This is a genomic window from Deltaproteobacteria bacterium (assembly GCA_030654105.1).
Taxonomy (GTDB): domain Bacteria; phylum Desulfobacterota; class SM23-61; order SM23-61; family SM23-61; genus JAHJQK01.
Genome location: JAURYC010000125.1, coordinates 1 through 16,323, shown reverse-complemented (window position 1 = coordinate 16,323; position 16,323 = coordinate 1). Strand labels below are relative to the sequence as shown.

The following is a 16,323-nucleotide window of genomic DNA, read 5'->3' as shown; positions in this document are numbered from 1 at the left end:
CTGGAAGATGTTTACCAAAGGGAAGCTGAAGCTTCTGCCCTCGGGAATTAAAAGAAAAAAAGAGGTTAGGGAGCTTTTTACGAGATCATCAGATTTTGTTCATAGGAAAAGGAATCCATCGTGAAGGTTTCTTATTATCCGGGCTGCGCTCTTCATGGCACAGCCTTAGAATACGATGAATCCACTCGGGCCGTCAGTCAAATGCTTGAGGTGGAGCTCTGTGAACTCCCCGATTGGAATTGCTGCGGGGCCAGCTCAGCCCATGCCACCGACGAATCTTTGGCTGAGAAGCTGGTTTCCCGCAACTTGAAGATTGCCCAAGAACAAGGGATGGATGTGGTGATCCCCTGTGCCGCCTGCTACAGCCGGTTCAAGGCCGCGGGGAAAGAGGATCGCCTTAGCCATCAACCACCGGCTGAGAAACAAGATATTCACATTCTAAGCCTCCTGGAATTTATATCCTCCGCCGCCCTCATGGATAAAATAAAGGCCTTGAAAAAACGTCCTTTATCCGGGCTGAAGGTAGTTTGCTACTACGGCTGCCTGTTGGTGCGCCCTCCCAAGGTGACCGGAGCAAAAAACTATGAGAACCCGGAAGAGATGGACCGACTGATGACCCTCTTAGGGGCAGAGTCGATCCCCTGGTCGTACAAGACCGATTGCTGCGGAGGCAGCCTGGTGCTTACCCGGACCGACATCGTCCGGCACTTGACCCAGAAACTTTTTGACCAAGCTTTGCAAGCGGGCGCCGAGGCCATCGTCGTGGCCTGCCCCCTTTGCCAGTCAAACCTGGATACCCGTCAGGAGGAGATTTCCCGCGCGAGCGGGAAAAAGTATGATTTACCCGTTCTCTATTTCACCGAACTGGTGGGCTGGGCCATAGGGCACCGAGATGCGGGCAAGTGGTTTAAAAAACATTTCGTCAACCCGATGAAACTTTTCACTTCCCACGGGTTGGCTTAAGGATAGGTAAGAATGGCTGAAAGAGAAGATCGCCCAACCAAAAAAATTTCCAAAACCGGAGCGGTGATGGTCGTAGGTGGCGGTGTGGGGGGAATGCAGGCCGCCTTGGATCTAGCCAATTCCGGCTTTAAAGTTTATTTAGTGGAAGAGAGCACGGCCATCGGGGGGCGAATGGCCCAGCTGGATAAGACCTTTCCCACGAACGACTGCTCCATGTGTACGATCAGCCCCAAGCTGGTCGAAACCGGCCGCCATCTGAATATCGCCCTCATGACCGACACGGAAGTACTAAAGGTGGATGGCGAGGCTGGCGCCTTCACCGTAACCGTACGCCGCAAGCCCCGCTATATCGATGTAAGCAAGTGTACCGGCTGCAGCGAGTGTGCCCAGGTGTGCCCGGTGATCACCCTTAGTCGCTTTGACGAAGGAATGGCCCAGCAGCGAGCCGCTTACAAGCTCTACCCGCAAGCCGTGCCCAACGCCTTTGCGATTGAAAAGAAAGGCGTGGCACCGTGTCGCGATGCCTGCCCGGCGGCCCAGCGGGCCCAGGGCTACATCGCCCTCATCCGCGAAGGACGGTATGAAGACGCCATGCGGGTGATTAAGGAAGACAATCCTTTCCCCGGAATCTGCGGGCGGATTTGTAATCACCGGTGCGAAGATGCCTGTAACCGGGGCTTAGTGGATGAGCCGATTTCCATCGCCACCTTAAAGCGCTTCGTAACCGATCAGGTTTATTCCCAACCCTACCTCCCCCCTGACCCTCTTCCTTATCAATACGAAGAGCGGGTCGCCATTATCGGCGCCGGGCCTTGCGGGTTAACGGCCGCCAAAGATCTGCGGAAACGAGGCTATCCCGTGACGATCTTTGAGGCCTTGCCGATCGCCGGTGGCATGTTAAGGGTGGGCGTTCCGGATTATCGCCTGCCTCCTCTGATTGTGGACCGGGAAGTCCGGGAGATCATTGATTTGGGGATTGACCTGCGACTCAACAGCCCGGTTACGGATTTGGACGCCGTCCTGAATCAAGGGTTCAAAGCCCTTCTGATTGCCGTAGGCGCGCATGAAGGCCGTAAACTCCCCATTCCTGGAACAGACCTTCCCGAGATTTTGATCAACACCCAATTTTTGCGGGACGTCAGCCTGATGAATCTCGGAATTCGGAATCACCCCCACCCCAACCCTCCCCCCTCTGAGGGGGAGGGCAAGGGTGGGGGGTTACAATCCGCAATCCGCAATCGACATGTACTGGTGCTAGGCGGCGGCAACGTGGCTATGGATTGCGCCCGCACAGCGGTCCGCCTGGGCGCGGCCAAAGTTGAAATGGCCTGCCTGGAGAGTCGGGAGAAAATACCAGCCCACCCCGATGAGGTCCGGGAAGCTGAGGAGGAAGGCATCACCATTTATGACAGCCGATCTTTCAAGCGGATCCTGGATAAAGATGGGCACGTGGCCGGAGTGGAAGCGGTTAACGTGACCTTCATGGAATTTGACAGTGAAGGCCGGCTGACTCTGGAGACGCAAGAAGGAAGCGAGCATATCCTACCCTGCGAAGTTGTAATATTCGCCATAGGCCAGCGCGCCGGCTTAGCCTTTATCCCCGAAAGCGCGGGCGTGGGCATCACCCGGCAATCAACCATTGCCGTCAATCCCAACACTTTGGCCGCTACCCGTCCAGGGGTTTTTGCTGGCGGCGATGCCACCACGGGAACAGCTTACGTAATCGAAGCCGTGGCCACCGGGCACAAAGCCGCAGCCAGTATTCACAGGTATCTTCGGGGAGAAGAACTGGAACCACCCCTTGCCCCCGAATTGCCCGTGGTGAAGATGAACAAGGAGGAAGTGCAAGAAAAAGTTGCCGCGGGCGAGATCCAGGTGGCCCCCCGGGTGGGCATGCAATCTCGGGAACCCGAGCGGCGCTCCCGCTCCTTCGAGGAAGTGACCCTGGGGTACACGGAAGAAGAGGCCAAAGCCGAAGCCGCTCGCTGCCTGGCCTGTGGCATATGCTCGGAATGCCTCTGCTGCTATTACAAGTGCGGCCTATCCGCCATCAACCATGAGATGGTGGAACGGCAGGAAGAAGTCAATGTAGGTTCGGTCATCCTGGCGCCAGGCTATGAAATATATAACGCCCGCCTGTCCCAAGAGTATGGGCTGGGGCGCTATCCCAACGTGATGAATGCCCTCCAATTTGAACGTTTACTTTCAGCGTCCGGGCCAACGATGGGCCACGTCAACCGTCCTTCGGACGGCAAAGTGCCGCACAAGATCGCCTTTTTGCAATGTGTAGGGAGCCGGGACCAGAACCATCCGTACTGTTCAGCGGTCTGTTGCATGTACGCCACCAAAGAAGCGATCATTGCCAAGGAACACGAAAAAGAGATCCAGCCAACGATCTTTTTCATCGATATGCGCGCCTATGGGAAAGGATTCGACGCCTACTACGAACGGGCAAAAAATGAATATGGGGTGCGCTATGTACGCTGCGCGATTTCCCGGGTAGTGGAAGATCCCCGGTCCAAAAATCTTTTCATCACCTACCTGGACGACGCGGGCGAGATTCGGGAGGAGGAGTTCGACCTGGTGGTCCTCTCCGTGGGCATGACCCCCTCGGCTTCTACCCGGGAATTAGGGAAGAATCTGGGGATCGAACTCGACGACTATGGGTTTGCGAAAACCGATGTCTTGGCACCACTGGCCACATCCCGGCCAGGGGTGTATGTTTGTGGTGTTTTTCAGGGGCCGAAGGATATTCCCGAAACGGTCGCTCAAGCCAGCGGGGCAGCCGCGGCAGCTTCGGAAATTCTTGCCGAAGTTCGGGGAACGATGGTCTCCCGCAAGGAGTATCCCGAGCAGAAAGACGTGCAAGAAGAGGCTCCGCGCATCGGTGTCTTCGTCTGCCGTTGCGGGAATAATATCGGCGGCGTAGTCGATGTCCCCAGCATAAAAGAGTACGCCGGGTCTCTGGGGAACGTAGTCTTTGCGGACGAAAACCTTTATACCTGCTCCCAAGATACCCAAGAAAAGATCAAAAAGGCCATCGAAGAACACCAATTGAACCGGGTGGTGGTGGCTTCCTGCTCGCCGCGCACCCATGAGCCTCTCTTCCAGGAAACGATCCGCGAGGCCGGGCTTAACCGCTACCTTTTTGAGATGGCCAACATTCGGGATCAGTGTTCCTGGGTCCATATGAATCAGAAGGAAGAAGCCACATCCAAGGCCCGCGACCTGGTACGTATGGCCGTGGCCAATGCCCGGTTAATCCGCCCCCTGGAAGAGGTAAACAAGGGGGTAATCAAAAGGGGGCTGATTATCGGCGGAGGACTGTCCGGAATGACGGCTGCGCTGGGGTTGGCCGAACAAGGGTTTGAGGCCATCCTGGTGGAAAAAGAAGAAGAACTCGGAGGGAACCTACGTCACTTGCGACACACCTTGGATGGGAAAGAGATCCCCGGATACCTGGAAGAGCTAAAAACCCGGGTGACCAAGCATCCCCGCATCCAAGTGTTCACCAACGCAGTGGTAACGGATTTCTCCGGGTACGTGGGCAATTTTAAGACCAGCTTGATGGTCGGGCCGAGAATGTTTACCCGCGAGGTCGAACACGGAGTAACGATTATTGCCACCGGAGGTGAAGAGCTTAAGCCCAAGGAATACTTCTACGGGGAAAATAAAAGGGTTCTCACGCAACTGGAGCTGGAAGATTTCCTCGCGGCGGACAAAAAACAGGTTGAGGGGCTGAAAGAAGTCGTCATGATCCAGTGCGTCGGTTCCCGTAATGAGGAACGCCCCTATTGCAGCCGAGTGTGCTGTGCCGAGGCGGTGAAGAATGCTTTGACCCTTAAAGCTTTAAACCCCCAAGCGCGGGTGAGCATCCTCTATCGGGATATGCGCATGTACAGCCTTTTAGAAGAATATTATGCCCGGGCGCGCAAGGCCGGAGTGCGCTTTTTGCGGTACGAAGAAGACCGCAAGCCAGAAGTCCGCAGCCAGGATGGGAAACTGACCGTTGATCTGTACAATCCAGTCCTCCGGGAAGACATCTCCTTCTACCCAGACCTTTTGGTTTTGTCCGCCGCCACGGTCCCTGCGGACACTTCAGAACTGGCCAGCATGCTGAAGGTACCCCGCACAGCCGACGGTTTCTTCCTGGAGGCCCACATGAAACTGCGGCCGGTGGACTTTGCTTCGGAAGGGATTTATCTTTGTGGGGTGGCCCATTCCCCGAAGATGATTGATGAGAGCCTATCTCAGGCCGCTGCCGCTGTCGCCCGCGCCTGCACGATCCTGGCCAAAGACCAGATCCAGGTCGGTGGAGTGGTTTCAGTGGTGAACCCGGAAAAATGCGCGGCCTGTCTGACCTGTGTGCGGGTTTGCCCTTACAACGTCCCGGTGATCAACGCCGATGGGGTGGCGGAGATCGAAATGGCCATGTGTCATGGGTGCGGCATCTGTGGCTCGGAGTGCCCGGGGAAAGCGATTACCCTGCAACATTTTACCGACGAACAGATCATGGCCAAATGTGATGTCTTGTTTGACTTCTTACCCCTGGTTCAGAAGGAAGAGGCAGCCTGATGAATAACTTTGAACCAACCATTGTCGCCTTCTGCTGCCACTTTTGCGCCTATACGGCGGCAGATCTGGCCGGGACCATGCGTTTACAGTATCCCCCGAACATTCGCATTGTGCGGATTCCCTGTACGGGCAAGGTCGATATTCGTTTTCTCCTGGAGGCCTTCGAAAAAGGTGCGGATGGAGTTTATGTTGCCGGTTGCCTGGAGGGGGATTGCCATTATCTCAAGGGAAATTTCCGGGCCAAGAAGCGGGTGGCCTTGGCCAAGCGCATTTTGGAGGATGCCGGAATTGGAGGGGAGCGGCTGGAAATGTATAACATGTCTGCGGCCATGGGTCCACGTTTTGCCGAGGTGGCACGGGAGGTGACCGAACGGATCCGCCAGTTGGGCCCTAGCCCCATAAAAAGAGCAAAGAGCATGGCGCATAGCGCAGAGCACAAAGAGCATAGAGCATAGAAAAAAAAGGGCTAAGAGCTCGGAGCAGAGAGCAAAGCGCAAAGAGCTAATAGTGATAACTGATAACACTAACTAAACGCCATGCGCTATGCTCTTTGCGTTTTAATAAGGAGTAAGGGATGATTATTGCCGGAGGAAAACCCATAAAGGAAATTCTGGCCATGATCGATGCTTACGATAAGATTATCGTGGCCGGATGTAAGGGATGCGTAACCGTTTGTTCCGCCGGTGGGGAAAAAGAAGTAGGCATCCTCTCTTCCGCCCTTCGCCTGGCCCGCCAGACCCAGGGGAGGTCTTTGGAAATTAAAGAAGTGACTTTGGAACGGCAATGTGACCCAGAGTATCTGGAGCCGATGCGGGAATATGCCGATCAGTATCCGGCCATTCTCTCCCTGGCTTGTGGCGCCGGAATTCAATTTGTGGCCGAAAAATTTCGTAAACATCCGGTCTTGCCGGGGGTGAATACTCAATTCATCGGCGTCACGGAAGAACAGGGGGTCTGGACCGAGCGCTGTCAGTCCTGCGGCAATTGCGTGCTGGACCGGACGGGCGGCATCTGCCCGGTGGCCCGGTGTTCCAAGAGCCTGTTCAACGGCCCGTGCGGGGGATCGAAGGGTGGAAAGTGCGAGATCGATTCGCAAGTCGATTGCGGGTGGCAATTGATCTACGAGCGGCTGCAGGAATTGGGGCAGTTGGAAAAATTGGAGATTGTCCTGCCGGTCAAGGATTGGTCGACAAGCCGGGATGGGGGGCCGCGGAAACGCATCCGGGAGGACCTGAAAATATGAAAGCGGGAAGCAATTTAGAAAAGATTCTCTCCAGTGGCGGGTTTGCCGTAACCGGAGAACTGGGGCCGCCCAAGGGAGCCGATGTATCGGTCATCGAACGCAAAGCCAGCCTGCTGAAGGGCAATGTGGATGCCATCAACGTCACGGATAACCAGACGGCCATCGTGCGGATGTCATCCATCGCTGTAGGGGCGATTCTCCAGCGTATGGGGCTGGAGGCTACCATGCAGATGGTCTGCCGAGACCGCAACCGCATTGCCATCCAGAGCGATATTTTTGGGGCCTATGGCCTGGGCATCCGCAATATCCTTTGCCTCTCGGGTGACCATCAGAAATTCGGCAATCACCCTACGGCCAAGAATGTTTTCGACCTGGACTCCATCCAATTAATCCAGACCGTCAAGCTCATGCGCGATGAACATAAGGTGCTGGGAGGGGATGAGATCGAGGGGGTTCCGGCGATGTTTATCGGGGCCGCGGCCAATCCTTTCGCAGACCCTTTTGAATACCGGGTTATCCGCCTGGCGAAAAAGGTGGCCGCGGGGGTGGATTTCATCCAGACCCAGTGCATTTACGACATGGATAAATTTGAACGCTTCATGCAGATGGTGCGGGACCGAGGGCTGCACGAAAAAGTGCACATCCTGGCGGGGGTAACCCCCTTGAAATCCGTGGGTATGGCCCGCTACATGAAAGAAAAGGTTGCCGGAATGGAAGTGCCCGACGAAATCATCGTCCGCATGAAGAGCGCCGGGAAAGAAAAAGCCAGAGAAGAAGGATTAAACATCTGCGTGGAACAAATTCAACGGCTGCGCAAGATCGAAGGGGTGCATGGCATTCATCTCATGGCGATCGAGTGGGAAGATGCGGTGCATAGCATCGTGGAGCGTGCCGGGCTCCTTCCCCGGCCCCAGGTATAATAGCCAGAACGCATAGCGCATGGCGCGGAGCGCGGAGAGTAAAAGATAAGAATGCTCGTTCGTTTTCAACCTCACAACCGGGAGATTCAAGTCGCCAAAGGAGAGAACTTGCTCAAAGCGGCGATGGAAGCAGGGATCTATATTCAAGCCTCTTGCGGTGGCGAGGGAGTATGCGGGAAATGCCGCGTGCTGATCGAAAAAGGAGAGGTGGAGAGCCCGCGCGGACCGAAGCTCTCTGAAGAAGATTTTCAGAAAGGCATCCGTCAGGCTTGTCAAACCAGGATTTTAAGCGACTTAGAGGTCCGCATTCCGGTTGAGTCAGAATTGGACAAAAGGTTCATTGCCCGGGCGCGAGAGAGGATAAGCGCGGGACGGAAGGTCTCTCATCAGGAATTGGAATCCCTGGTCTTGGGGTGGTGTTTCAACCCGGCCCTGCACAAGCATTACGTGGAAATGGAGCCACCGACGATCAAGGATAATCGCTCCGATCTCTCCCGAGTGCTCCTGGCCATGAAGAAGCATTATGGCATGGAAAGTATCTCGGTGGATTCCCGTTTGCTCAAGAAGTTGCCTTTTATCCTGCGCGCAGAAGGGTGGCGCGCCACGGCCACTCTCGTGCAAACGCGGGTGGAATCGCAATTGGGCGAATACCAGCTGCGCGGGTCCCGGCGGCCCAAACTGATCAACCTGGAACCGGGGGACACCACCCTGGAGCACTTTTCTATCGTATTGGACATAGGAACGACCAGCGTCTGGGGTCAACTTTTGGATTTGAACAAGAGGCAAACGCTGGCCGAAGCTTCGGATTATAACAGCCAGATTCGTTACGGGGATGATGTGATTAGCCGGATCGTGTACTCTCAACGCCCTGGAGGGTTGAAGCAGCTGCAGGAAAGTGTAGTCGGGACGATCAATGGCATCATCCGGGAACTGGTCGACAAATCGGGGGTCAACTTAGCCCGAGTTTCGCATATGACGGCCGCCGGCAATACCATCATGACTCACCTTCTCTTGGGTTTGGACCCGAAGTACCTTCGCGAATCCCCCTACACGCCGGTAGCGAATTTCATTCCTCCCGTGAGGGCGTCGAATTTGGGGATAGAAGTGGGGGAGCACGTCCACCTGTATACCTTTCCTTCCGTGGCTTCCTATGTTGGAGGGGACATCGTTTCGGGCGTGTTGGGTTCGGGAATCTACCAGCGTAAGCCTTTAACGCTGTACATTGACATCGGAACCAACGGGGAAATCGTCATCGGGAATTCGGAATGGCTGGTGACGGCTGCCTGCTCTGCCGGGCCAGCTTTTGAGGGTGGGGGCATCAAACACGGCATGCGGGCGACTTCAGGGGCCATCGAGGATTTCCGTATCCATCCTCAAACCTTCGAGCCCATGCTCCTGACCATTGGCATGGTGAAGCCTAAAGGAATCTGCGGTTCTGGACTGATCAACATGGTGGCGGAGTTTCTGGAAGCGGAGATGATCTCGCCGAACGGAAAGTTCAACACCGATCTGCCCAGCCAGCGCATCCGCCCCGGGCCGGATGGAATGGAGTATGTCCTCGCTTACCGTGAAGATACAGCCACCGGCGCGGACATGGTGATCACGGAAGTAGACATCGACAACCTCATGCGGGCCAAGGCGGCTATGTACGCCGGCTATGTGACCCTTTTGCAATCCGTCGGGCTTTCCGTCGGCAACCTGGAACAAGTAGTCATCGCCGGAGCTTTTGGTTCGTTTATAGACGTGGAGCGGGCTATTACCATCGGACTTTTACCGGAACTACCCTTGGACCGCTTTCTTTTCATCGGCAATGGGTCTCTGCTGGGAGCACGCCTAATTTCCTTCTGTAACGAGATACTGGATGATGGGGAAAGAATTTCCCGGATGATGACCAATATCGAATTGAGCGAAAGCCCCGCTTTCATGGACAACTATGTAGCGGCTATGTTTTTGCCCCATACCAACTCCGCGGAATTCCCCGGAGTGAGCCAGCGACTGGCGGATAAGAACAGGCAATAGGCAATAGGTTATGGGCAATAGTTCATAGGTTAAAAACGGAACACGCAATAAAGGAAGAAATTTTGACTCAGGTGATTGCCATGGCGGGAAAAGGGGGGACTGGGAAGACAACCCTTGCGGCCCTGATTATCCGCTATCTCAAGAAAAAAGGGCATAGGCCTATTTTAGCCGTGGATGCTGATCCGAGCTCCAACTTAGCGGATGCTCTCGGTTTCAGGGTAAAACGAAGCCTGGGAACTGCCCGGGAGGAATTTTTCGAGACCAAAGGGAACTTACCCCCAGGGATGACCAAGGAGACCTATCTGGAGATGAAGCTCCATGAGATCCTGGTGGAATCCCAGGGCTTGGATCTTTTAGTCATGGGCCGGCCGGAAGGCCCGGGCTGTTATTGTTACGCCAATAATATCCTGCGCCGCCACCTGGACCTGCTGATGAATAACTATCCCTTCGTAGTTATGGACAACGAAGCAGGAATGGAACATTTGAGCCGCCGGACAACCCAGGGGGTGGATCATCTGCTCTTCCTCTCGGATTATTCCATCAAAGGGATTCGCACCGTAGGAAAGATTCGTGAACTCATCGATGAATTGAAGCTCTCCATTACGGAAAAACATTTAGTCGTTGACCGGGCCCCGCGGGAGTTGGATCCCGGTTTTTTCCAGGAGATTCAAAATCAAAGGCTGAATTTGCTGGGAATGGTTCCGGAAGACCCGTTTATTTTCGAATATGAGATGAAGGAAAAACCATTGTTAGATTTGCCCGACGAATCATCGGCTGTTCGCGTGGTTGCGGGGATGATGGAAAAAATAATAAAAACAGGTAATAGGTCAGAGGCTATAGGTAATAGGCTATAGGCTATAGGTAAAACCTAATCAAGCCGTAACACGGAACACGGAACACGCAACACGGAACTTTTAACACTCAACACTTAACACTATCTTTCGAAAGGGGGGAGGAAAGTTGGCTAAGAACTTAGAAGAAAAAACATTATTCAGCGGAGAGAAGGTAAAGGTTGTCGGACCGGAATATGAACCGGGGATCCCTGACAAACCACACTGCTGGCGGGCAAAGATTCATGGCCGGGAAGAAATGCTCAAATACTTACGCAGTGGGGAAAGGTATTGGTTTAACAAAGAATGGTATGGGAGCGAAAAGCGGAAAAACCCGGCATGAATAAAAAAAGTGTCAGTGTCAGTGGTTAGTGTCAGTAGGAAATGCCCATTTATTTAACTGACACAGACACTCATCACGGACACTGTATTTACAAGGGAGGTGGCTGTGGAAATACCAAAAATCAATTATACAGGAAAGATCAAAGAAGTCACAATGGGAGCAGGGAGTAAAGCTCTGACCGTGGGCGGGGAAACCATGTATCCCTTTTACCTTTTTGAAGGGCAGATGCCTCATCCGCCACGAATCGCCATGGAAGTATACGATGCTCCCCCGGAAGACTGGCCAGAGGCGGCTCTGGAACCCTTTAAAGATGTGGTTCAAGATCCCGTGGCTTGGGCTCAAAAATGCATGACCGCTTACGGCGCCGAGATGATTTGTGTGCAATTAGCCAGCACTGACCCCAATGGGAAGAACCGGCCTTCGGAAGAAGCGGCAGCAATCGCCAAAAAAGTGGCCGATGCCATAGATGTTCCCCTGATCGTGTGGGGCTGCGGGAACGATGAAAAGGACGCCGACACACTGCGCCGCGTCTCCGAGCTGTGCGCGGGGAAAAACCTGATCATCGGCCCAGTGGGGGAGAAAAACTACAAGCAGATCGGCGCAGGGGCCATTGGCTATAAACATACCATCATAGCGTCGACCCCCATTGACGTTAATCTGGCCAAACAGCTAAACGTTTTACTGGGAAACCTGGGCGTTCCCGACGGGCAAATTCTTGTTGATCCCACTACCGGTGGACTGGGGTATGGAATCGAATACTCCTATTCGGTAATGGAACGAGATCGTATGGCCGCCCTGACCCAGCAGGACGAACGTCTGCAGTTTCCGCTGGTCTGTAACCTGGCCAAAGAAGTCTGGAAAACCAAGGAGGCCAAGCTTTCGGCTGCAGAGGAACCCCGGCTGGGCGACCCCAAGAAGCGCGGAATCTTGATGGAGGCAGTAACGGCGGTGGTCCTGCTTCTGGCCGGGGCCAACGTATTGATCATGCGCCACCCAGAGGCGATTTCTTTGGTAAAAGGCATGATCGGAGATCTTTTAAAAGAATAAATAGCTTTCAGCCATCCGCCCCGCAAAATGCGGGGCAATCAGCAAAAACAAACATTTTGGTTGATGATGGAAAGTGTTTTAGCTGAAAGCTGATCCCGCTTTCGGCGGGATTGATTGCTTCTTAACGAGGAGGGTTATTTAAATGGCAGAAGAAAAAAGTGTGGACAAAGCCACGCTGGAAATGTTGGCCAAAGCCAAAGCGGACGGAGTGAGCACCGTTTTTGATCGGGCGGAAGAAATGAAGCCCTGCCCCATCGGCGCGGAAGGGAGTTGCTGTAAGAACTGCTCCATGGGTCCCTGTCGGGTGCCAGCCCCCAAAAAGAAAGCCGAGACTGGGGGGGAGAAGGCCAAGAGAAGGGGAGTCTGCGGCGCAACCGCAGAAACCATATCAGCAAGAAATTTTGTCCGCATGATCGCTGCGGGAACATCCGCCCACTCCGACCATGCTCGGGGAGTGGCTGAGCTTTTCTTAGCCACGGCCAGGGGAGAAGTGCCCGGGTATGCGATCAAAGACGAGCAGAAACTCTATCAGGTGGCTTTGGATTTGGGCATTGAAATTGGCGATCGTTCGGTGAAGGAGATTGCCATCGAGGTGGGAGAAAAGTGCCTAGCCGAGTTCGGAAGGCAACACGGGGAACTCCACTTCGTCAAGCGGGCGCCCCTGAAGCGGCAAGAACTCTGGAGGAAGCTGGGAATTGCCCCTCGGGGCATTGACCGCGAAGTCGTGGAATTGATGCATAGGACCCATATGGGAGTGGATCAGGATTACCACAATCTCCTCCTCCAGGGATCCCGCTGTGCCCTGGCGGACGGCTGGGGCGGTTCGATGATCTCGACCGAACTCCAGGATATTCTTTTTGGCAACCCCGTGCCCATTTTGGGGAGGATTAACCTGGGCGTGCTCAAGGAAGATCAGGTGAACGTAGTCATGCATGGCCATGAACCTCTGCTACCTGAACTTCTCGTGGTGGCCTCTCAGGATCCGGAAATTCAGGCTTACGCCAAATCCAAGGGAGCCAAGGGGATCAATCTGGCCGGGATGTGCTGCTCGGCTAATGAAGTTTTGATGCGCCATGGAATCCCCGTAGCCGGGAATTTCCTCCAGCAAGAGTTGGCCATCGTCACCGGAGCAGTAGATGCCATGGTGGTGGACGTTCAGTGTATGATGCAGTCCCTGGCCGATGTAGCCAAATGTTACCATACCAAGGTGATCACCACTGACCGCCGGGCCAAAATGCAGGGAGCCACTCATATCGAATTTGACGAGCATCACGGTCCGGAGGTGGCCAAGAAAATCTTACGGGCAGCCATCGATAATTTCCCGAACCGGAAAGGGAAAGCGGTACAGATTCCTGCGGAAAGCCAGGAGATGATCGTGGGGTTTAGCCATGAAACTATCAATTACCTGCTGGGAGGGCTTTTCCGTTCTTCCTACCGGCCGCTGAACGATAACATCATCAACGGTCGAATTCGGGGTGTGGCTGGGGTCGTAGGCTGCAATAACTGCCGGACGACCCATGACAGTGCCCACCTCACCATGATCAAAAAGTTAATCAAGAACGATGTCATCGTTCTGACCACGGGATGCTCGGCTATGGCCTGCGGCAAGGCGGGCTTGCTTACTCCGGAAGCCGCCGCCCAGTATTGCGGCCCCGGACTGGCTGAGGTCTGCGAAGCCGTAGGCATCCCTCCGATACTGCACATGGGAGCCTGCGTGGACAACAGCCGGATTTTAATGGCGGCCACTGCGGTGGTGAAAGACGGGGGTCTGGGTGATGATATCAGCGACCTTCCCGCAGCCGGAGCCGCCCCAGAATGGATGAGCGAGAAAGCCATTGCCATCGGGCAGTACTTTGTGGCTTCGGGGGTATTCACAGTTTTTGGAACGACCTTCCCCATCACCGGAAGCGAGGAGATGTGCAAGCTTCTTTTCGAGGAGATGGAGGAAATCGTGGGCGGCAAATGGGCTTTCGAACCCGATCCTGAAAAGGCCGCCCAACTGATGATCGCCCATATCGACAAAAAGCGGAAAGCCCTTGGTCTGGATAAGGCGCGCGAACGGGTGCTTTATGATATGGCCATGCGGCGCGAGTTGGATGCCGTCTAATCAGTGTCAGTGGGAGTGGTTAGGGTCAGTAAAAAAAATCACTGACACTGGCACTCACACTCATCACTCTTTTGTAAGGAGGTTGAAACGTGTCGAAGATCATCGCAGCAGCAGCAATTCGGGGAGGCCATAAGATCCTGGAGCGGGCGGAGAAAAAATACCAGGAGGCCCTGGAAAAGTGGGGCCCAAACCAGGAAGTTGGGTTTCCCAATACTGGATATTACCTACCCATCATTTACGGCATCCTCGGAGTTCCCGTGAAAACTTTAGGGGATATGAAGCCGATTTTAGAAAGGTGCCGGGCGCTCATTCCTCCTCTGGTGAAAGAGAAAGTTTGGCTTCCGTACCTGGCCCCGGCTCTGGATGCTGGGATGGCCACCTTCTTTGCCGAGGAAATCATCGAGGCCATCCGTTATCTCGAAGATCCTAACTTCTATATCAAAGGGGAAGACCCCACCGCAGACAACATCTGGCTGGGTGCGGCCGACGACATCATTTTGAGAAAGCGGGGCATTGAATTTGTGGATGGAACGGCCCCGGGGTTTGCCGCCATCTTGGGGGCAGCGCCTACCAAGGAGATCGCGGCCAAAATCGCCCAGGAACTCCAGGAAAAGAACCTCTACGTATTCATGGCCGCGGAACACAACGGAAAACACTTCTCGGAACAACTGGTAGAGGCGGGTGTTCAGATCGGCTGGCCGACGCGCCTGGTCTCCTTCGGCCCAGACTACACGGCCACGGTCTTTGCCATGGGTTTTGCCACCCGGGCCGCCATGTCTTTCGGGGGCATTGCGCCCGGAGACTACCGGAAGATCCTGATCTATAACAAGGATCGGGTCTTTGCTTTTGCCCTTCCGTTGGGGTTTGTGACGGACGAGTGGTACGCCAATGCCGCCGGGGCGATTAACTGGGGGTTCCCGGTCATCGCGGATACGCCCATTCCCCAGGTCCTGCCCACGGGGATTTGCACCTATGAACACGTCGTTTCCAACATCGCTCACGACCAGATCGTCCAGAAAGCAGTTGAGGTCCGGGGATTGAAAGTTACCGTAGCCAAGGTGCCGGTGCCAGTGGCGTATGGGCCGGCCTTCGAGGGCGAACGCATCCGCGGGGAAGATATTTACTTAGAGTGCGGAGGCGGAAGGACGATTGCGGTGGAGTGGACAACCTCCCGGGATATGAACGAGGTCGAAGACGGAAAAGTCGAAGTCATCGGTCCGGATATCAAAGATATCAAGCCGCCGGCTCAACTTCCCCTGGCCATCGTGGCCGAAGTTGCCGGCAGAAAAATGCAGGAGGACTTTGAACCCATCTTAGAGCGCCAGATCCACCACCTGATCAATTACGCCCAGGGGCTCATGCACATCGGGCAGCGGGACATTGCCTGGGTCCGGGTTGGCAAAGGGGCCGTGGAAAAGGGGTTTACCCTGAGGCATTTGGGGGATATCCTCCACGCCAAATATCACCAGGACTTCGGCTCCATCTTCGATAAAGTCCAGGTGAAAATCTACACCGAGGAATCCAAGGTAAAGGAAATTATGGGAAAAGCCCGGGGCGTCTACCATAAGCGCGATGCCCGCATCGAGGGCATGACCGACGAATCAGAAGAGACTTTTTATTCCTGCACTCTTTGTCAGTCCTTTGCCCCGACCCATGTGTGTATCATCACCCCGGAGAGAACCGGACTTTGTGGAGCTTACAACTGGCTGGACGGTAAAGCCTCTAATGAGATTAACCCCACCGGGCCCAACCAACCCGTACCCAAAATGGAAGTGATTGATCCGCTCCTGGGCCAGTGGAAGGGGGTCAATGACTTTGTCTTCAAAGCCTCGCGCCAAAAGTTGGAAAAATACAACGCCTACAGCATCATGGTTGATCCCATGACTTCCTGTGGCTGCTTCGAGTGCATTGCCGCCGTACTCCCCATGTGCAACGGCATCATGACCGTCAATCGCGACTTTACCGGGATGACTCCCTGCGGGATGAAATTTACGACCCTGGCGGGTTCTGTTGGCGGCGGATCCGTTACCCCGGGTTTCGTGGGCCACAGCAAGCACTACATCGGCAGCAAGAAATTTATTATGGCCGAGGGGGGCATCAAACGCTTGGTCTGGATGCCCAAAATGCTCAAAGAGGAAATCATGGACCGCTTGAAGAAGCGCGCGGTAGAAATGGGGATTCCCAACTTTCCGGAGATGATCGCCGATGAAACGATCGGGACGACGGAGGATGAAATTCTGCCCTTCCTGACGGAAAAGGGACACCCGGCGCTTTCC

At 54.7% G+C, this 16,323-nt stretch carries 11 protein-coding genes; all 11 read left to right on the top strand.

Going from position 1 to position 16,323, the window contains the following annotated elements:
- The first annotated feature begins 120 nt into the window (after positions 1–120).
- Entirely contained in the window at positions 121–963 is an 843-nt protein-coding gene (locus Q7V48_04915; protein MDO9210074.1) for a CoB--CoM heterodisulfide reductase iron-sulfur subunit B family protein, read from the top strand.
- Positions 964–975: 12 nt separating this feature from the next.
- Positions 976–5,538 carry an FAD-dependent oxidoreductase gene (locus Q7V48_04910; GenBank protein MDO9210073.1) on the top strand — a complete coding sequence of 1,521 codons (4,563 nt, stop codon included), beginning with the start codon at positions 976–978 and terminating at the stop codon, positions 5,536–5,538.
- Complete coding sequence (locus Q7V48_04905; GenBank protein ID MDO9210072.1) at positions 5,538–5,993, top strand: hydrogenase iron-sulfur subunit; 456 nt, start codon at positions 5,538–5,540, stop codon at positions 5,991–5,993. The genes Q7V48_04910 and Q7V48_04905 overlap by 1 nt, the downstream gene beginning before the upstream one ends.
- Positions 5,994–6,112: 119 nt before the next feature.
- A complete protein-coding gene (locus Q7V48_04900) occupies positions 6,113–6,781 on the top strand; it encodes a methylenetetrahydrofolate reductase C-terminal domain-containing protein (GenBank protein MDO9210071.1) in 669 nt (222 codons plus the stop codon).
- Positions 6,778–7,701, top strand: a complete 924-nt coding sequence (locus Q7V48_04895) for a methylenetetrahydrofolate reductase (protein ID MDO9210070.1) — start codon at positions 6,778–6,780, stop codon at positions 7,699–7,701. Before Q7V48_04900 ends, Q7V48_04895 begins: the two co-directional genes overlap by 4 nt.
- A gap of 51 nt (positions 7,702–7,752) precedes the next feature.
- A complete protein-coding gene (locus Q7V48_04890; protein MDO9210069.1) occupies positions 7,753–9,720 on the top strand; it encodes an ASKHA domain-containing protein in 1,968 nt (655 codons plus the stop codon).
- A 71-nt stretch (positions 9,721–9,791) separates the two neighbouring features.
- The gene (locus Q7V48_04885; protein MDO9210068.1) at positions 9,792–10,574 is read left to right on the top strand and encodes an AAA family ATPase; all 783 of its coding nucleotides are present in this window, start codon (positions 9,792–9,794) and stop codon (positions 10,572–10,574) included.
- Between the two features lie 106 nt (positions 10,575–10,680).
- Complete coding sequence (locus tag Q7V48_04880) at positions 10,681–10,893, top strand: hypothetical protein (protein MDO9210067.1); 213 nt, start codon at positions 10,681–10,683, stop codon at positions 10,891–10,893.
- Between the two features lie 105 nt (positions 10,894–10,998).
- Positions 10,999–11,940 (top strand): acetyl-CoA decarbonylase/synthase complex subunit delta, encoded by a 942-nt coding sequence (locus Q7V48_04875; GenBank protein MDO9210066.1) that lies wholly within the window; start codon positions 10,999–11,001, stop codon positions 11,938–11,940.
- A gap of 142 nt (positions 11,941–12,082) precedes the next feature.
- Entirely contained in the window at positions 12,083–14,047 is a 1,965-nt protein-coding gene (cooS, locus tag Q7V48_04870) for an anaerobic carbon-monoxide dehydrogenase catalytic subunit (GenBank protein MDO9210065.1), read from the top strand.
- Positions 14,048–14,136: 89 nt separating this feature from the next.
- Positions 14,137–16,323: acetyl-CoA decarbonylase/synthase complex subunit alpha/beta (acsB, locus tag Q7V48_04865; GenBank protein MDO9210064.1), on the top strand; the 2,187-nt coding region annotated here is incomplete at its 3' end.